We start from the raw sequence: 20098 nt of genomic DNA on the forward strand, positions 1-20098 counted from the left end.
CTCCCTATGATTTCATTATATATAAATACCGTTAGGTACTCATACCGTCTGTCCGATTAACCTTTGACTGAACCTAGCATCATGCCTTTGACGAAGTACTTCTGAAGAAAAGGATAGACGATGATAACCGGAACCGTCGTGATGACCAGCATGGCCATTTTGACCGATTCTGCCGTAACGGTCGCTTTGAAGCCGGAGTCCATTTTGGAAATGGATGCGATGTTGGACGCTTCGTTGGTTTGAATGATTTTCAGAAGCACGTTCTGGGCTGTCCATAGGTCTTCGCTCGTCATATAGGTAAATCCGGAAAACCAGTCGTTCCAATGGAACACGCCGATAAACAACGCGACCGTCGCCAGCACCGGCGTGCTGAGCGGCATAACGATTCGCCAGAAAAGGGAGAAATCGCTCGCTCCGTCGATGACGGCGGATTCTTCCAAAGCGGCCGGCAGCTCGTTCAAAAAGGTACGAAGGATCAAAATATGGAAAGTGGCGAGCAAATGCGGCAGGACGTAAACCATCACATTGTTGACCAGGCCGAGCATATCCATGACGACGTAGGTCGGGATGATGCCGCCGGAGAAATACATCGGAATCAGCATCCACCAGGTCAGAAATTTGCGGAATACGAAGTGTTTCTTGGTTAAGGCGAAAGCGAACATCGCGGTCAGGATCAAATGCAGAGCGGACCCGGCTATGACCCGAAACAACGTAATTTGGTAAGCGTTTAACAGCTCCGACGTCTTAAAGATCGCTTTATAATTTTCGAAGGAGAAGGACCTCACCCACAGGTATAGCCCTCCACGCTGCGCATCCAGCGGATCGTTAAGGGAGACAATCAAGACGTAGTAGAACGGATAGATGCAGACTAACGTGAAGATCAACATGAGGATTCCATTGATCACCGCGAACGCGTCGAATTTTCGTGTCTTTTTCATGGCCTACCTCCGAATCAAATAATGGAATCGCTCTTGGCGGCTTTCGCCAAATAATTGCAGACGATGAACAAGGCCAGACCGATAAAGGCTTGGAAGATGCCCATAGCCGTTCCGATCGAATACCCCATTAACCCCATGTCCTTCAAATATCGAAGAACGAGCGTATCCAGAATTTCGGCCTGCTGCTGAACGGTTACGTTCGACATCGTCCACATTTGATCCTGACCCGCCTTTAACAGGTTCGAGGCGTTCAGAATAAACATGAGCACGATCGTGTTTCGGATGCCCGGAAGAGAGATGTGCCAGATTTGGCGGAACCGACTTGCTCCATCCACCTTGGCCGCCTCGTACTGCTGGACGTCGATCGCGGACAAAGATGCGATAAAGATAATCGCGCTGAACCCCATGTTTTTCCATGCTTCGGTAAATAGAATAATCGGATAGAAAGCGTCCTTATCGGCCATGAAGTAAAACGGCTCTTTCAAGATTCCGAGGGACACGAGCAGGTCGTTCACGACTCCGCCGTCAATGGAAAAGAGCTTATACCAGATCCCCGCCGCGATGACCCAAGAGACGAAATACGGCAAATATGAGGTCGTTTGAACGAATTTCCGGAACCATCCCGTGCCGATTTCGTTGATTAAGAGGGCAAAGACAATCGTTGCCGGGAAGAGCAGGATCATTTTCAATGCACTGATCAGGATTGTGTTCCGGAGGGCGTTATTAAAATCGGGCATATCGAATAACGTCCTGAAATTATCGAATCCGACGAAATCGCTTCGGAACACGCCTTTGAAGACGTCGAAGTCCTGAAAAGAAATAACGACGCCGTACATCGGCAAATAGGAAAACACGAGAAAGAATAGAAATCCGGGTAACGCGAACGCAATTAACCATTTTTGACGATAAAGCTTGTTCATGCCTTTCACCTGCTTAGCTGTAAAATAGATCTCTCAAATTAATGAAAGCGCTTTCTTTATAGGCTGAGCAGAATCGGCCGTTCCGCGCTTGGCTTTGGCTTTCCAAAGCGCCGCACGTGACGGACTCGACCTCTCGCCGATAACGCCTTGCTTATATTTCTACTTTAACGCATCGGACCACCGCTTATCTTGCACGAATCTTACGCGTTTTTTGGACTTTTTTTACTCTTCGTCCGCCATTCGTTCGGCGTCGTTCCCGTCGTCTTCTTAAACACCCGATTAAAGTACTGTTGGTCGGAAAATCCGAGTCCGTGGGCAATGTCAGCGATCTCCAACGCCCCGTTCTCGAGCAGCTCCTTCGCCTTGTCGATCTTGAGCCCGGTCACGTATTTGACGAAGCCCTGATTCATAGCGGCTTTAAAGACGCGCGATAGGTATGAGGGGTTAATGGAGAATTTATCGGATACCGTCTGCAGCGTAATCTCTTCTTCGATATTTCTGGACACGTAGGCGACGATTTGATCGATGACCGATGAGTTCAGAGCGGTATTCCGCAGGACGCCTCCTTCCGATCCGGGGGCGGAGTGAAACAATCTCTCGATGATCGTCTCGATCAACTTCAAAATCGCACCGCGATCCTCAAGTTCGTCCAGGGCTCTCCCCGATAGAACTTCGGGATCGATCCGATCGATAAAATCGTAGTCGTTCTTCAGGCAAAACCGGATGACCAGATTAACGTATTCGTTAAACAGGTAGTCTATCGAAATCTCTTCCCGGCATTCGGCTAGAGAACGGTCGAATACATCCTCCGCGGTATGACGAAGAAGGATGATCGCTTTCGCAAGACTTTTGTTTTCCAGACTTTGTTCGGCCAGCTTGAATTTAAGCGCGAGCGATTGCGAAGCGCCATTGCTGCGAACCTCGTTAGCGGCATACGGGAAGATTCGATCCGTTCCGAAGCAAAATCGGTTCTTCAGCGCCATCGCAGCTTGCCGATAAGCGATCCGCGGATCGCCGCAAGGTTGGCTGACGCCAATCGTAACCGCCAAGCCGTGCCGATCGTGCAGCAACGCGCGAAGCCGAGGCGCCTCCCTAGCCGCCGTGTCGGCGAGCCGATTTTCGTCCTCGCCGCCGAATAGGACAATGAACGTATCTTTACCGAAGTAATTTTCCATCATCCAGCCGTTTCCCGCTTCATCATCGAATCTATCTCGTAATTCTCTGTAGATTACGCCATCGACTGATCGCTCGCCGCCATGGAGCTTAACCGAAGCAATGAGATAGAAGCGATGTCGCAGAATGGCGAGTTCCCGTTCCGCCTCCCTCTTCTCGCTCTCATCCTCACGTCGGTCGGTCAACAAATGATAGATTTCCTTTTCCGTCGCCATGCGGCGGTTTTCCCGGTTCACCGTTTCAACCCGCTTGCTCTCTTCCTTCGCCTGATCGGATGCCGCAATCGCGTCCCGCATCGCCTCCACCACGGGAATAAGATCCTGGGCTTTGACGGGCTTGAGCACGTAATCCGTCACCCCGTGCTTCATCGCTTTAACGGCGTAATCGAAATCGGCATAACCGCTGGTCACGATAAACCGGATGTCCGGATACTTTTCCTTCACGGCCTCGATCAAATCCAACCCGTTCATGACGGGCATCCGGATATCGGTCAGGATCACGTCCGGAAGTTCGCCGTTGTCGATCAAATCCAGCGCTTCCCTGCCGTTGCTCGCCGTTAAGACGCTTTCGAACGAAACGGAGCTGCCCTGCAGCAAATAAACGATTTTGTCCTTGCTCAATTCTTCGTCGTCTACGACTATGACCTTCATCTGGATGCACCTCATCTCAGTTTGCGACCGGTAATGACGACTTTGGTCCCGCTTCCCTTGTCGCTTTCGATTGAGATCCCGTAATCGGCGCCGAATAACAGCTTAAACCGCATGTTCACGTTTTTCAGTCCTACGCCCCCGCGAGGCTCGGAATACGACAAAGAAGCGTTTCCATCGATATCTTGCATGATCTTGCGAAGCATGGGCTGCTCGATTCCGATTCCGTTGTCCGACACTTCCAGAACGATCGCATTCTCCGTTTCGTAGGCTCTAATCCGAATGACATAGGCCATGGACATTTCGTTAAACGCGTGCTTGATCGCATTCTCGACGACGGGCTGCAGCGTGAACCGAATCGTCCGGTATTCCGACACGCCATCGTCGATCTCATAGATCACGCTCAAACGGCTGCCGTAACGCACTTGGATAATTTCAAGGTAATTTTTCACGTGCTGGATTTCGGTTCCGATTTCCACGACGTTGTTGCTCGCGATGTTCATATTGTAGCGATAAAAATCGGCCAGCTTTTCCACCATTTCATTGATTCGGACATGATCCCGTTTGATGGCCAGCGCGCTGATCGCGTCGAGCGTATTGTACAGAAAATGCGGGTTGATCTGGTCCTGCAGGCTCTTGATCTCGGCTTCATTGCGCAGCACCTGATTCTCGAGCACGTTATTGACCATCGAATTAAAGCTTCGGCTGAGATCGCCGATCTCGTCGTTGCGGTTAATGTCGCTTCTGATCTGGTAGTTCGACTTTTCTATGTTTTTCATCGTCTTGGATAATCTCTTGAGATCGCGCGTGCTCCTCGTCACGAAGAGATGAACGGCGAGAATCAGGATGACCATCACGATGATTCCCGTCAGCATAATGATGATCTTCGAATCGTTAATTTGTTTGTCGATTTTGTTCTGGTTGATCAAAGAAACGACGTACCAGCCCGTCGTCGCGGAATTTTTAACGTTGGCGTAATAGCTTGACCCATTAAGACGCAGCGTGTCGAATTCGGCTAGCCGGCCGATGTCTTTGTCGCTGAATTCGGCGTAAGCCGAGACGTCGGAATTCAGGCTGAAAATCACCTTCCCGTCCTCCGTCGTAATCAGAATATCGTCGAACGCTTGGTTGTTGACCCCGTTGAGAAAATGCGAGAACAGGTTTTTGTCGGCGCTCAGCACCATGAAGTCTTTTTCTCCGGGCAGGTTGCCCCACAGCTTGATGGCTTGGGAGAATAACGTGTTGTTGTCCTTACCCGGCAATAGGGAAAATCCGGGAAGCAGCACCATCGATTGCTCGGAATCGGTGATCTCTCGGTACATGTTCGTGTTCAAGGCATTGCGAATATACTTGAAATCCTGACCGTCGTTTAAATCCGTGGTCAGAATTTCCTGCCTGTCGAAGAGGATGACCGATAGCGATTTGTAGCCTTTGAAAAAAATCAGCGAGCGGATGTTATCGTAAAAGCGATTGTAAGCCGTGTAGCCCTCATAGGTTCCGACGAATTTTTTGTCCGCGATTACGGGAAGGTTGGCGTCCTCGGAGAGGATCATTAACACCTTCTGCATATCGTCGACGTAACGGTCGATGCTGTTGCTGATCTGCACGTTCAGGCTCGTGACGTACTGATTGATGTTTTCCTTCGTATACTTCTCCATAAAATGCGATAACAGAGCGCTTAAAACGGTAATAAATACGATGCCGATGATCGTGTTGAATAAGATAAATTTATTTCGTAAACCAAAAAAGAGGAGTCTCATCCTCTTTTGGAAAGTCTGAACGGGATTCGTTCGTATAAGATAACCCCCTGACGCGGAAGTCGGAGCTTTGAAGTTAGGACGTTGCTCCCATTATATCATCGCTTGTCGAATCTTAGCGTAATTTCGGAATTTCCGTCGAATCGGTCGATCACGACGGTCTGTCGCGAAGCGGAATACGATCCGCCAATGATCGTTGCAGGAGCCGCGCTTTCCGGATGCGGGAGCCGAATGCTTACGGTATTCGGCTTTCTGTCCGAATGACAGACGACTTTCGCTGTAATCGCTCCTTGCTCCAAATTCGATTCGACGCGCAGCGAGACGGCTCCGAAATACGTCGCGATTCCGTCCAATTCGATGACATTGCCGTTCTCGAGCCATTGGCTCGGAATTCCCGGCAGCAGGTTCAACCGATCCTCTCCGTCTTCCATATAAAGCATCCAACGGGTCTGCATCAGAAACCAGCCTTCCTCGTGCGTCTTGTGCGGGCTGGCGTGCCAGAAGTGCTCCCAGAACGTATACGTCTCCCGGTCCGCCAATCCGGCGAAGCCGTTATAGTAGGCTTTCAGGAACGGCTTGACCTCGCCGCGTTTCAGATGCACCCAAGGATGAATGCTGTAGTACGGCTGGCTTAAAGCGACGTTGCGGGTGCACATCAATTCGTGATGATAATTCAACATGAATTCCGCCGCGGCTTCGTCCTGACAAACGACCTCTTGAAAAACGAGGTAGAGCGGGCCGAGCAGGGAATCCCGAGCGGCGACCGAACCGTGCGTCAGCCATTTGCCGCCTTCCCCGTTCACGGAAAGCGGTCCTCTGTGCTCCACCCAAGGAGGGACGGTCGGCACCCAGCTTCCGTCGGCCAGCGGAACGACCGGAGAGCTCGCCATCGCGGCGAACAAAGCCTGACGGATATCCTCCTTCAGCGCTTGCGCTTCGGCTTCCACTCGTGCAGAACTGTCGGGATCGACGTTTCTCAGCATCTCCGCCAGCCGGCTCATCCCCATATATGCATAGCCGTTTAACATGAAGGAGCGGAACGGGTCCTCCGGATCCGCCGTCTTCCCTTCCAGCATGCCGTAGCCTTTGCCCCGCAGCTCCTCCGTTTTATTGCGGTCTCTCCACTTTGTCAGATAGTCGAACGCCTTTAACAGGTGATCCTTTATGTTAAGAACCCACTCTTCGTTTCGAGTATACCGGTAATGCTCTCCGAGGCTCCATAACGCGGCTCCCGTTTCCAGCATATATCCGCCGTAGTTTTGCATCAGACCGTCCTCGTGCTGCTTATCCAAGAAAAATTGCAAGGCCCGCTCCGCAACGTCGTTCCAGCCCATGGACTCCATGAATTGGATAATCGGCGAGCTCTCCGAGCCGATCGCCGTATAGACGCCGATTGTCGGAACGATCGTTCCGTCGGGCTCAAGGCCGTAGGAGACGAGATCGAGATGGAGCAATCCGGCCTTGACCATCTCTTCGATCCGCGGCTCCGGAAGCTTGATCGAAGCCGCCCGGGAAAGCTTCTCCTGCCAGAACTCGCGGCACTCCGTCCATCTCTCTTCGAAAGACTGACGGCTTAACCCTTCGGCGCGTTCCCAGGAGATCGGCCGGTGAGGCAAGTAGAATTCGAACGTGACCGACTCTCCCGGAGGAAGGAGAACGGCCGTCTCTTCCGTTCGAAGCGGCTGTCCGCCCAGCTTGGATACGCAGCAAACCCGATCCTCCGAGTAGCTGACGAACCCGTTGTCTCCATCGAACTCGTATTGTTTGTCGTCGTTTAAGACAAAAGCGTTAGGAACGACGTTTTTGAACCAGGCGTATCTGGGCACTCGCGCTTTGTTCGTGGCTACCGCCCGGAAGTAAAGCACCGTCTCCTCTTCCCGGTTCATCTCCTGCGGAAGAATCCGTTCCCGCAGCGCCGTCTGCTCTTCCGTCAGCATATGAAAGTGGCCGAAGCCGTCGGCGGCCAAATAATGAGTGCCCCTTAACGTATCGGCATTCAAAGGACTGCTTTCGTAGGAGACGAAGGATACCGTGTCGTAGACTACGTCGTTATCCTGGATTGATGCGTGCAGGATGGGAAGCGATCCGTCCTCGAGCCTGCGGGAGACGCCTTCCACGCAGCCGACGCCTCGACCAAGCATATACCGGTAGCAGACGGGCTTGTCCTCGTTCTCCGGCAGCTTCGCTTCGAAGCCGTGAAATCGCGGCTGCACCCAATCCCACAGCCTTTCCTCCCCGCCGACGCCGCGAAACCCGACGCCGAAAATCCGAATATCGCGCGACAACCCGAGCCATGTCTGCGAAGCGAGCTCGCGGGTATGAGCGGCTGCATTCGCGAAGTTTTCCTCCGGCTCGTTCTCTATGCGCTGCAGCTCGGTAACCAGGTTCATCGCCTTAACGTCGAGTTCGATTTGCTCGTAGGTCCGATCGTCGTCGGCTTGCGTGACGGCGACTCCGTAAGCGGGAATGTAGATCGGATAGGCCTTGCTCACATCGCGCAGGAAAAAGCTGAACGGGCGCTCCTGCGTATCGATCTTCACCAGAATGGACCGCAAGTCCTTCCCATCCTCCGCTTGCACCGTTACTTCCAGCCGCGCCGGACTTCCGTCGGTGGAGAAGCAAGCTCCCTCGGACTTGCCGCTCCCCCTCATGATTGCGGCGCTTATTGTTCCGGCGGTCGTCGAGACGCTTCCTCGAATCGGCCCCTTCCTCCACTCCACCGCGAATTTCGTATTCATCTATTCCAGTCCCCTTTATGTCGTAATCGAAAGGATGAACGGCCGCGCTTCACCACGCGCCTGAAAGCGTTCACATATATAACTCTACTATAGGCGGCGACGAGAAAATTCGCTTGCACAAAACTTACGATTCCTTTTGGACTTTTTTGACCTGTTCCGGTTTGCCGGACCCTCTGTATCAAGAAAAATACACAAACGAAGGACGCTTGTCTTAAGCGTCCTTCGTTTGTGTAGCTACCTGCTGACTAGGCCGTTATTTCCACCATTCCGCATCGCGGTAACGATGAACGTCCAACGAATCGTTATGCCAGGAAAACCTTTCTTCCTTGCCGTTCAGCACCCATCGATTCGGAGAAGTCGTCGCGAGCCAGTCCAGCGGCTCCGCCGACGGCATTGGCTTTGCCGCAACGGCGAAGGCGCGCTGCAGCTCTTGCTTCTTCTCTTCATTAACGATAGCCGGATCGACGGAAACGAATAGCGGCGTTCCGCTCGCGGCCAACAGCTTAAGCCACTGCCCATTCAATTCCCAAGGCACTTGCGGCGTGATGCCAATGCAATCGGCATCATGGCTGAAGAATGTGCCATGCTGTGGCATACGGAAAGCGAGCGTATTCACTCCCATAAAACGCGTTCTCTCCCACGACTTGCCGCTCGTATCGTCGCCGGTGCGTTGAATTTCAAACAAGCCCGCTGCGAGATGCCCGATCGTGTTGCAGCCGATGACCAAGCTTTCTCCCGAGGCGTCCGCAATCGTCCGGTACAAGGAAGTCACGATCTCGGCCGTCGTACGGGATCGATCTTGAAAAGAATAAGGCAGTGCGTTCGGTTGGGATTTCATCTGAAACCCCCACTTGCCGGTCAAGTCGAAGGTCGAGTAATCGTGCTTCAGCAGTTCGTATCCCCAGTCCGTCATCTTTCTTACGTTATCCCCGATGAACGACAGCACCTCGGGAACGCTCGGATCGAGCACGTGCCCTTCGGGACCTCGGTACCTTCTCCACGATTCCGGGACGTATTCGGCCGTCACCAAGGGCCGGAACCAGATTCCCGGCCTGACGCCGATCCCCTTCATTTCTTCCGCGAGCCTCCGCATATCGGGAAACCGAGAATTACCGACCCAAGGTCCGCCCCAGGCTTGGCCATCTCCGCTAGTCAGCTGCCAGCCGTCGTCGATCACCATGAAGGGGCGGTTGGTCTCCTCTTCCGGTACGAGCGAAGCGATAAAACGGGAATCGTTCAGGATCGCCTCGTGAGAGCTTTTCCCGTATGCATAATACCAATTGTTCCCCCCGTAGACCGGATAAGGGGGCATCAGCGGGCGTTCGCACATCGTTGAGCAGAAGTCCTGCGCGCAAGAGAACGCGGTACGGTCCAGCGATTCCGCAAAATGAACAATCGTCGCCGCATGCAGCTGCCGTTGCCCCAGTACGACGCCTTCGCTACCGCATCTCAAATCCGCTGTGAGGACGATCTGTTCTTGATTGGCCTGCCAATAACACAAGGCATTCGCTCCGGTTTTCGCCCCGTATCCGAGCGTCGTCTTGCCGTTATGGGCTAGGAAATACCAAGGCATTGTTCGCTCCGGAGCAATCCCCCGCCATTCGAGATCCCCGAAGCCTCTCTCCCATTGATCTCCGAGCACGACCCAACGATCCGAATACTCGTAATCCCAATTCCAGAACAACTTGAGGGTCAAAAAAGGCTTCACGGTAGGTTGAAGATAGATCTCCAACTGCTTGTCTCTAGACGCGATCTCGACCTCGATCCCGTCCCCCTGCCATCTCCCCCGGCCCGCGGGGGACAGCTTCGTCCATCCGTCCGCCGTTTCCGCCATCGCGAATGCCGGAAGCTCCAATTCCGTCTTCATGATACTCCTCGATTCCGTCCGTTATTTTCATTCCCGATTCGCAATGCGGAGCTCGAACAATCTGGCTGTTGTCACCGAAGGCATCCGCACGGTTAATTGGCCTTCTTCGGCGTTCCAGCCCCAACTGCTATCGTTGACTTGCGGATAGGCGCAGCGGACATCCGTTTCATAGCCGCGGAGCCGCTCGATCGGGAGGAGAATCCGATCGTCGTCTCCCCGTATCCTCCATACGGCTAGGTAAACCCGATCCCGCTCCCTACTCTGTAGGCCTAGGCAGATCCAATCGTCCTGGTTCGTCGGAAGTCCCAGCGGCCAGAACGGCAACGCTTCGGGGATCTCCCTGCGAATGCTCTTATAATAATCCAGCGCTTCCTTGACCAGTTCCTTGCGGCGCGGGCTCAGCTCAGCCAAGTGCCCGCTTTGATGAACCCTGAGGAGGAGCGCATTCACCATGTTGAAGACGACTTCCTCGTCGTCGCCCTCGCGCAGAGGATAGGACCAGATGGCGGATTGCTCCGGCGTCAAGGCCGCGGGCGAGCTTGCCGCGATTGCCGCATACTTAACGTAATCGCTCTGATCGCTCGTCGATTGGATGCTTTGGCGGCTTAGCATCGCGTAGTCCATACGCATGCCTCCGCTGGAGCAGTTCTCGATTACGAGATCGGGATACCGTTTGAAAAGCGCGTCCATCCACGCCAAGTACGCGCGATTATGTTGGAGCAGGCCGTCCCCGAAGCTATCAGCGTCGGTTTCCGTCCCGATTCCGGCGTTAATGTTGTAGTCCATCTTGATGTAACCGACGCCGTAGTCCTCGACCAATCGTCGGATGACTTCGTTCGCATGGGCGACGACTTCCGCATTGCGGTAATCCAGCTGATACCGGCGACGATCCTTCACCTTCCGGCCATGGCGCATGAAAAACCAATCGTCGTTCGTCCGGGACAGCATTGAACTGTTGATTCCCATCACTTCAAGCTCCAGCCACAGCCCAGGAACCATCCCTTTGGCGCGAATGTAATCGAGAACGTACTTGATCCCTTCGGGAAATCTTTCCGAAGAAGGCAGCCATTCTCCGACGCCGTCCCACCAGTCGCCCGGAGCGTACCACCCCGCGTCGATGCAGAAGTACTCGCACCCCGCCTCCGCCGCCGCGTCGACCAACGGAAGCAGCTTGGCGGTAGTCGGATCGGCCCAGAGACAGTTCATGTAATCGTTAAAAATAATGCGCAGCTCGCGATTATCCGCATTAGGCCGACGAATGATCCGCCGGTAGGCCGTGAGCTGGGCGATCGCCTGTTCGAATCCGCCCTCCGCTGCTCCGACCGCGACCGGGACGGTAACGAACTCTTCGCCCGGCTCGAGCTTGACCCACCAGTGATTGTCCTGCTCCGTCGGTCCGCTGACGAGCAGCGCTAGCCGATCGGCCTGCTCGAACAGCTCCCAATGCCACGATCCATTGTTCTCGATCTGCCAGAAGAAGACGGTTCTTGCCTCTTCATTCGTTAGCACGCCCATCGGAATATGCTCGGCCGAAGACCAAGAGCCTGTATTGCTGCATGAAATTCTCTTGGAGCTGCGGTCGCCGAGATGGGACAGTCCGAGTTCCGGCAGCGTGTACGTCCTCCATTGCAATTCGGTTTGCCAGCCGTTATGAGCGATAGACAGCTTCATCTTGACATCGCGATCCCAGCTTCCTTCCTTGTCCAGACCCGTTAGGGCAAAGGACGACACATATTCGATAGCCGCCGGAGAGGTCCCTTCGTTTGTCAGAACGTTCCAGCATCGAACCGTCCGAACGCCGTCGTAAAATTGGAAATGCTGTACCGCCTTCAATCCGGTCGGCTTATCGAAGAGCGCGATCTCCAACTTGCGTCCGAGCTCGTTGCGGTAATCCGCATGCGACTCGTATACCATCCGTAAACCGGGATACGATCCGCGATGCATTCGTCCGTGATACTCTCCGCGATCCTCTCCCGTTAGCTGTAGCTCCAGCAGCCGAAACTCCGGCTTCCGCCGCTCTGGAATGGCATCCGAGGCCATCGGCACCGCCGCGAAATGCAACAGTCTGATATCTCCCGCTTCCGTAATCTCGATGATGACGTACAACCCGTTCTCCGTGATTTCGATCAAACCGCTCACTTATTTCGCACATCCATTCCAGATCGATTTTAACTTCCAGACCTCTAGGCTGATTAATCGAACCCGCCCCTCCGAAACGTACAGATCCACGCCCAGCGAATCCGGGCCCGGATAGATCCGATTGGAGATTACGCCCCTTCCCTCGTTGCCGAATACTTCGGCGGATGAACGGTCGAGATAGATATGAAGCTTTAAAGTCCCGCCGTCCGGAAGCGATAATCCGCATCGGGAGATCCCCGAGGCGTCGGGTCCGGAACGGCTTCGATCGACGATCAGCTCGCCTTCCGCGACTCGATAGCCGATCCGCGTTTCTTCCCGACCGTCGCTCGAACAACGCACCTTGAGCCCGAATTCCGCGTTTCTCGATTCCGGAAGCTCGAACTCCGCGATTAGCTCCAGACAGTCGCCCCGCAACTCGCCCAAATACCCGCTTGAACCCGAATCAACGACTATATTATTGAAGCATGTCGGCTCTTTCCGCAGCGAATGCAGCTCCGGAACAGGCAAGACGCTCAGGGCCCCGTCAGGCAATAGACTCAATACTCTTGGAACCGTCATCGCCCCGGCCCAACCGTACGCTTGCGTCGGCATGTTCGCTCCCCAAATATCCATCCACCCGATGACGATTCGCCGTCCGGTATCGTCTTCGAACGATTGAGCCGCATAATAATCGAAGCCGTAGTCGAGCTCCCCCATGCTTTCCTGCACGAACTTGCCCGTTGTATAGTCGAAATCGCCGATCATATAAATGTTTTTGGCTTTTTCGACATTGGGGGATACGACTAGCACATACTTGTCGCCTAACGCAAACAAGTCCGGACACTCCCATATAGCCCCCTGCGTTCCATCGCTCTCGGCCACGACGCCGACATATTGCCATTCGCGCAAGTCAGCCGAGCGATAGAGCAGAACCTTCCCTATTCCTTCTTTGCCGGAGCCGATTACGACATACCATTGCCCCTCGTGCTTCCATGCCTTCGGATCGCGAAAGTCTTCCGAGCCGTCGACCGGTGGAGCGCCGATAACGGGATTCCCACCGAATTTGGAAAACGTCCTTCCGTCCTCACTCATGGCCAGGCATTAAATTTGCCGATGCAGACTTCCTTCCGGAGCGATTCCCGTATACATCAGCGTTAACGTCCCTTGATCGTCGACCGCGCTGCCCGAAAAGCAACCGTCCAGATCGAAGGGCTCGCTCGGGGCCAACGCAATGGGAAGATGCTCCCAGCACACAAGATCGCGGCTAACGGCATGCCCCCAGTGCATCGGACCCCATTTGGCGGAATACGGGTGGTGCTGATAAAAAAGGTGGTACTCCCCTTTGAATTGAATTAATCCATTCGGATCGTTCATCCAATTCGCCGGAGCCATCATATGGAACTGCAGACGGTGAGGATCGGCTGCAGCCTGTTGCTGCAGCCCCATCACGTTCTCGTAAGCTTGATTAATCAATAGGCTATGATCCTCTTCCCGAATCTTGTCCATGCGTTTTCCTCCGTACCGGTCATTAATCTCGTGCGACGACGACATTATCGAAATGTATGTGCGAATTCGCCCATAGGGAAAATCCGATTTTGCCCGCCGTTGTCGGAATGTTTGGCGCTCCGGAGTATTTTTCCGCCCCGTCGATCGCGATCTTTAAGTTTTGACCGCTGAAAGCGATATCGATATCATGGTTTGTCCCTAGCGGAAGAGCCGGGCCGTTAAACAGCGACTGCATCGTGCTTTGACCGTTCTGATAGGCATAGAGCAAATATTCGCCATCGTTGTACATCAGGCCTAGCTGCGTATCCCCGGTATAACGAAGAAGAGCGATAAACCGGGTTTCGGCGATCGGCGTGACCGAGAACGACAGCTTGCCGTCGGCGACGTCTCCCATCGTTTCGTTCAAATTCGTCGTCCATTCCCCTGCGTTGCTTTGACCGCTCAGCATGCCGTTCTCATGTAGCCACGTTCCGTTGCCAGCCGCGTTCCTGAAGTCGTTGATTCCTTTTTGGAAGTGATAGACCTCGGACATCCTGTAGCTTACTTCATCGAAGTGGACGTGAGCGTTATTCGAGGTCATAAACCCGATGTTTCCTTCCCCCATTCGGAACGCGGCAACCTCTCCGCTGTACCGGATCACCCCATCCACCTTGATGACGACGAACAAGCCGTTCAAGGTGATTTCCAGATCGTGCCACGTCCCGTCGGCCAGGTTAATCCCGCTTACGAGCGTGCCCGTTGCCGAACTCGTATCGTAACCGATATTCCCGTTCTCGTAGGTAATCGCGTTATAGGAAACCGCCGTGGCATTCTGATTGAATCGGGCGACAATTCCGAAACGTTGGCCGCTGATGGGTTTGACCTTCGCCTTAATGGTCGCGTTCTTGATTCTCGGGGAGTTCGAGTCGATCGCGACCGTCGTTCCCGCTCCGGCCGTTCCGCTCAGTTCGCCGTTCTCGACCGCCCACGTTCCGCCCGATCCAAACCTCTCCTGATAACCGGCGATTCCCCCGCCGAAATCGTTCGAGTAGGACGCGATATATGGCGGAAGGGGATGAGGAGACACAGGAAGCGAAGCAGAGACGACTACGTTATCGAACATGATCGTGGAATAATACCACGTACTGAACCCGATTTTCCCCGCTTCCGTCGGAAAGCTCGGAATCTTCCCGCTATATTTCTGCTCATGATCGATATAAACGGTTATAAAATCGCCTTTGAAATAAATATCGATGAGGTGCACGGAATTGTCCGCGAACGGCGGGATCGAGAACAGGTTTCCGACGCTTGTTCCGTTATCCCATCCGATGTTTCCATTGTCGTACAGGATGGCGGCGAATCGGTTCCAATCCTGGTAGCGGAACACCGCTTTGAACCGTTGATTGGAGACCGATTTAACCGTAAAGCTCATGTATCCGTCCGCGATCGAAGGAGAGGCGTTGTCGACCGCAAGCGTAGCGCCGCCGTCTTGGGTTATGCTTTTCAATTGCTTATCCTCGACCGTCCAATCGGCCGTTCCGTAGATTTTCTGCCAGCCGCCGATCCCGTTATTGCTGAAATCCTGCCTGTAAGCCCCCACCGGCGTCCAGTCCCATAAAGGTGAATAATCGGGAACGCTCACTTCGGGGTATGAACCCGGGAACGTAATCGGGACGGTCGTGCCCGGCCCCAGCGACACGTTAATGTATTTGCCGGATTTATTCTCGTAGAAGTTCTGAGCCGAATACAGCCGAAAGTTCTGCCCGATTTGCATGCGATCGCTTGTCGCCGGATCAACCGCCCAATTGTACCAGTACAGCCGATCGGCATCGATGAACTTCTCGGGCACCGTCCAGTTTTGCGTCGAGAGATCGGTTGCGGTCGCAAAGGTTCCGTCGTGCCGCCCGGGGATCATCGTCTGGCCGACCGCGACGAATTTATTTAAATACGTACTGTAAAATACCGCGTTTATTCCCGAATTGTTGAACAAATCGGTGTCGTGCCCGCCCAGTCCAGGTTCGCTCCAGCTTCCGTTATGCCACTTCTGCCAGCAGCCGGGCATCATCTTGGAGCTAATCTCGCAACGGGCCACCCTCGTCGACAGGTAATCCCGCCATTCGGATTTGCTCTGCCAGCCAGCGCCGTAAAATAAGTAGAAATAGCCGCCGGCCGTGTCCACGTACAAGCTCTGATCGCCCACACCCCAATCCCAATAATCGCCCGCGAATTCATCGCGCTTGGTCGGATTGTCGCTCGTCACGATATCGCCTTCGTAATGCCAGTTCAAGCCCTCGTCCGTCGAGGTGGCCAGACCGATCCCGCGCGTCCATCTCCCCGACGGCCAATTCGGATTGTAATTAAACTCCATATGCACGGTAGCGTACCATTTGCCGTCCGCCGGATCGATCCATAGACCGTTAAGCCAATAATTATCGTCGCCGTGCGGCCGATTAAACGAAGTGTCTCTCGTCCCGTTCGGCAGTTCGATCAGATCGTCGATGGTCGTACCTTTCAAGCGGTGAATAATCAGGGAACCGTCGGTGTAAATCACCCACAGATTTCCTTGCGCATCTCGGGCAATGCCGGGATTGAGGTCTACGTGGGTGAACTGGTCTTGCGTCGTATCGGCTCCGTACGTCCAGGTAAAATCCGCGGCTGAAGCTTTATTCGGAATCAGGAAGGAGGCAATCGTAAGAAGGGCGGCAATCGCGATCGGCAAGATCAGCCTTTCAATGCGGATAGAAGACGCGAACATCAACATCCCTCTCTTCTCTTATTTTGTCTTTCAAACAAGCAGCCGGAACTTTCAGCGGAATCCGGCTGCTTGCTTCTCTACCTATTTTCCGCCAACGCCTGCTTGGTCGTTTCGTCCCATACTTTTTGTCCGCCCTTATCGAGCCACATCTGGACGAACGCTTCCCAATCCTGATCGAAGTTTTTGGAGCTGACGATCAATTTGACCAACGTTTCGAAAATATAGTCGTTAACCTCTTTGCCGATCTCCGGAGAAAGGACGTTTTCGTCGATGTACATCCCGTACAGCAGGTCCGGGTTGGAGCTTTCGATGCCCTCTTTCCCGTTGTTCAGCACTTCCTCGCGATTGGGCAATTGATCCGAGACGAAGTCGGAATCCCATGTCACGTAGTTCATCAGCTTGGCCGTCGCGTCGATTTCCTTAATCGTTTGTTGCTTGCCGTTCTCGTCTATCGGAAGCGTGCTGACGAACTGGTCTCCTTCTTTGGTATAATGTTCTCCCTCGATTCCCCAGCGCATCAGGTTGATGCCTTCTTCCGAACCTAGGAAATCCAGCAGTTCAAGCGCCTTTTGCTGTTTCTCGGGAGACGCCTTGTTGCTAACGAAAGTGTAAAACCAGAAATTCGGAAAACCGTCCAGCCGTTTGTTCCCTTGTTTGCTTTCCAAGATTCCCGTCGACACGAACATCGATTTCGGGTCTTTGTCCGGATAGGCCGCTTTGAATTTATCGTACAGGTCGTTGTAAAAATGCCGGCCGTTATGAATGATCATGCCTGCCTTACCCGAAACGAATTTCTCGATTTTTTTGTCTCCGTTATTGATAACGAACTCGGGATCCATGATTTTGTCGTCGTACATGCTCTTCAAGAAAGCGACGGCTTGCTTCGTTTCGTCCTGGATGACTTCCGGAATCCATTGGCCGTCCGCCTTTCTGTAGCGGTCGAAGCTCGTATCGAACGCGTTAAAAATCGGATAATCCCACCACAAGCCGTCCGAAGTGTATCCGTACGTGTCCGCTTTGTTGTTGCCGTCGGGGTCGTTCTGCGCGAACGCTTTCGCCACGTTCGCAAACTCGTCGATCGTCGTCGGTACGGGCAATCCGAGTTTGTCCAGCCAATCCTTGCGAACGTAGATCGTATGGTCGTTCACGGCGGGGCTGTTGATCTGGCTGTAGGAAATAATCGGCAATCCGTAATGCTTGCCGTCCGTCATCTTCGCGAACGAATCGAAGCTTTTTAATTGCTTGGCGATATTCGGATACTTGTCGGCCACGTCGCTTAACGGAAGCACGAACCCTTCCTTGATCCAGGATTTGTATTGCGCAAGACGCGCGATTCCCCAGTAGTTGAACAGATCGGGGACTTGGCCAGAAGCGATCGTTACGTTGACTTTGTCGTCGTAGCCGCTGAACGGCGCCGTGATGACTTTGAACTTGACGTTCAATTTCTCGCGAACCGCCTTGTAGATCGGAGAATTCTCATTCTGGGCGATCGTGTCTCCATCGTACGTCATGATCGTGAGTTCTACCGGTTCCGCGTTTGCCTTCTCCGAAGGAGCTTGGCCGCTCGTGCCGGTCGCTCCGCCTTCTTTTTTATCTCCGCTGCACCCGGCTAACAGGATTACAATAAGGCTTGCAAGTAATACAGCCACAATTCCTTTTTTCATATACCCCTTGCGCATGTGGACCCTCCTAAGTCATTTTTGCGAGCATAATGTTCTCTTCCAACCGCCGAACCGTTTAACTTTTCACGGCCCCGATCATCACCCCCTTGACGAAGTACTTTTGAATGAACGGATAGACGGCAACGATGGGCAAGATCGAGACAATGGCGACGGCTGCCTTGATCGAGTTGGACAGAAGCTGCCGTTGCGGCTGCATACCGCCGTTTCGTACAAAGTCCGTGTTGTTCACGACCAGAATGTCTCTAAGCAGCAAGGCTAGCGGCCAATCTTGCCGTTCGTTAAGAAACAGCATCGGAGTAAACCAGTTGTTCCATTGCCCGACTGCGATGAACAATCCGATCGTGGACAGCATCGGGATCGACAGCGGGAGGACGATTCGGAAGAAGCACCGGTAGTAACCCGCTCCGTCGATGAAGGCCGCTTCCTCCAGTTCAACCGGCAGCGACGAGAACGACGTTTTGACGATGATCAGATAAAACGTGTTAACCGCAAAAGGCAGAACCATGACCCACAAGCTGCCGACGAGATTCAAATTTTTGATCAGCAGGTAGTAAGGAATCAGCCCCCCGCCGAAAAACATCGTAAACACGATAAAGAATAAGAGAAAATTCCTGCCCGGCAAGTTCTTCTTGGTCAAGCTATACGCGGCCATGCACGTAATGAGCAGTTGATAAAGAATGCCTAGAACCGTAACGCCAACCGAGATGACCAAGCTTCGAAAAAATTGAAAGTTCGTAAACACGTACTGGTAAGCTTCGAATGTCACTTTGCGCGGAATCAAGTAAAAATTCGATTTGATCGCTTCCTCGTACGGCAGCACCGACTGGACCAGCAAGTGCCAGAACGGATACAGCGTGATGAATGCGATCAAGACCATCAAGCAATAGTTGAAACCGTCGAATACGATTCCAGATGCGGTGCGCTTCATTTTCATTGCATCAACCTCGTTTTTCTCAATAGATGCCTGTTCCGTTTATTTTCTTGGAAATGCGATCGACCGTAACCAGCAAAATGAAGTTAATGATGTTCAGCAACAGTCCTACAGCCGCGGCCAAACTGAATTTGCCTTCGACTAGTCCCGTTCGGTACATGTAGGTATCGATCACGTCTCCGGTTTCGTATACCGCCAGGTTGTACAGGTTGAACACTTGGTCGAATCCCCCTGTCATCATCGAGCCGAAATTGAGAATGAGCAGAATGGAGATGGTCGGCGCGATCCAAGGCAGCGTAACATGAAGCATTTGCTTCCAGCGGTTGGCACCGTCGATTTTCGCAGCCTCGTACAGCTCCGGTGGGACCGAACTGATCGCCGCAAAATAAATGATCGTCCCCCAACCGGCTTCCTTCCAGATGGAAGTCACGACGAGCAGCGGACGGAATAGATCGCTTCTCATCAGGAAATTGACCTTTTCCCCGCCCAGGGAGAGGATAATCTTGTTGACCAATCCGTCTTCGACCGACAAGAACGCGGTTACAATTCCGGCGATGGTCACCCAGGAAATGAAATAGGGCAAATAGATGATCGTCTGAACCGTGCGTTTGAACACCATCCGGCGCACTTCATTGAGCAATAACGCCAGAATTAGCGGCGCGGGAAACCCCCAGACGATTTTCAGCAGATTAATATAAAACGTGTTGTAAAAGACGCTCCAAAATTTATCCAGCGCGAATAAAGTTTGAAAATGGTCGAAGCCGACCCAGGGACTTGCCAGAACGCCTTTGGACAACATGAAGTCTTTAAAGGCGATCGTGATCCCGTACATTGGGATATAACAAAATACGACGTAAAAAACGATGGCCGGGGCTAACAAGACGTATAGGGCCCTGTTCTTCCAAGCCAGCTTCATTGCGCTTTGCTCTTTCATGCCTTCCCCCTCAGTGTGCGTTTCGATTTCGGCAACTTCATTATGCCGGACGGGGAACGGCAAGCATATGAAAGCGTTTTAGATCTTTATGTCGTCTTTTTGTATTCCCGGGGCTTTCCGTACAAAAAATCTCCCCATGCGGGGAGACAGTCG

The 20098-nt window shown here is 53.2% G+C and carries 12 protein-coding genes and 1 pseudogene; all 13 read right to left on the bottom strand.

The window, feature by feature from the left end; translation table 11 throughout:
* Positions 1–56: 56 nt before the first annotated feature.
* The 13 genes and pseudogenes from J4772_RS21060 to J4772_RS21115 all read right to left on the bottom strand — a co-directional run bounded on the left by J4772_RS21060 (position 57) and on the right by J4772_RS21115 (position 19945).
* Positions 57–938 (bottom strand): carbohydrate ABC transporter permease, encoded by an 882-nt coding sequence (locus J4772_RS21060; protein ID WP_209071270.1) that lies wholly within the window; start codon positions 936–938, stop codon positions 57–59.
* A gap of 14 nt (positions 939–952) precedes the next feature.
* Positions 953–1858, bottom strand: a complete 906-nt coding sequence (locus J4772_RS21065) for an ABC transporter permease (RefSeq protein ID WP_209071271.1) — start codon at positions 1856–1858, stop codon at positions 953–955.
* A gap of 200 nt (positions 1859–2058) precedes the next feature.
* Positions 2059–3681 (bottom strand): response regulator, encoded by a 1623-nt coding sequence (locus J4772_RS21070; protein ID WP_209071272.1) that lies wholly within the window; start codon positions 3679–3681, stop codon positions 2059–2061.
* Between the two features lie 11 nt (positions 3682–3692).
* Positions 3693–5438 (bottom strand): sensor histidine kinase, encoded by a 1746-nt coding sequence (locus tag J4772_RS21075; protein WP_209071273.1) that lies wholly within the window; start codon positions 5436–5438, stop codon positions 3693–3695.
* Positions 5439–5533: 95 nt separating this feature from the next.
* On the bottom strand, positions 5534–8173 hold the full coding sequence (locus tag J4772_RS21080) for a hypothetical protein (protein ID WP_209071274.1): 2640 nt from the start codon (positions 8171–8173) through the stop codon (positions 5534–5536).
* A 253-nt stretch (positions 8174–8426) separates the two neighbouring features.
* Positions 8427–10040, bottom strand: a complete 1614-nt coding sequence (locus tag J4772_RS21085) for an alpha-amylase family protein (protein ID WP_209071275.1) — start codon at positions 10038–10040, stop codon at positions 8427–8429.
* A 27-nt stretch (positions 10041–10067) separates the two neighbouring features.
* Positions 10068–12179 (bottom strand): glycoside hydrolase family 36 protein, encoded by a 2112-nt coding sequence (locus tag J4772_RS21090; RefSeq protein WP_209071276.1) that lies wholly within the window; start codon positions 12177–12179, stop codon positions 10068–10070.
* The gene (locus J4772_RS37095) at positions 12180–12737 is read right to left on the bottom strand and encodes a GH32 C-terminal domain-containing protein (protein ID WP_247741208.1); all 558 of its coding nucleotides are present in this window, start codon (positions 12735–12737) and stop codon (positions 12180–12182) included.
* A pseudogene (locus J4772_RS37100) lies at positions 12723–13709 on the bottom strand (glycoside hydrolase family 32 protein); the annotation flags it as partial. The pseudogene J4772_RS37100 and the gene J4772_RS37095, both read right to left, overlap by 15 nt.
* Complete coding sequence (locus tag J4772_RS21100) at positions 13687–16398, bottom strand: LamG domain-containing protein (RefSeq protein WP_209071277.1); 2712 nt, start codon at positions 16396–16398, stop codon at positions 13687–13689. The gene J4772_RS21100 and the pseudogene J4772_RS37100, both read right to left, overlap by 23 nt.
* 77 nt (positions 16399–16475) lie before the next feature.
* Positions 16476–18077 (bottom strand): extracellular solute-binding protein, encoded by a 1602-nt coding sequence (locus tag J4772_RS21105; protein WP_209071278.1) that lies wholly within the window; start codon positions 18075–18077, stop codon positions 16476–16478.
* 58 nt (positions 18078–18135) lie between these two features.
* On the bottom strand, positions 18136–19014 hold the full coding sequence (locus tag J4772_RS21110) for a carbohydrate ABC transporter permease (RefSeq protein WP_247740800.1): 879 nt from the start codon (positions 19012–19014) through the stop codon (positions 18136–18138).
* A gap of 19 nt (positions 19015–19033) precedes the next feature.
* Positions 19034–19945, bottom strand: coding sequence for an ABC transporter permease (locus J4772_RS21115; protein WP_247740801.1), 912 nt, complete (start codon positions 19943–19945; stop codon positions 19034–19036).
* Positions 19946–20098: the final 153 nt, after the last annotated feature.

It is taken from the genome of Cohnella sp. LGH (assembly GCF_017671885.1).
Taxonomy (GTDB): Bacteria; Bacillota; Bacilli; order Paenibacillales; family Paenibacillaceae; genus Cohnella; species Cohnella phaseoli.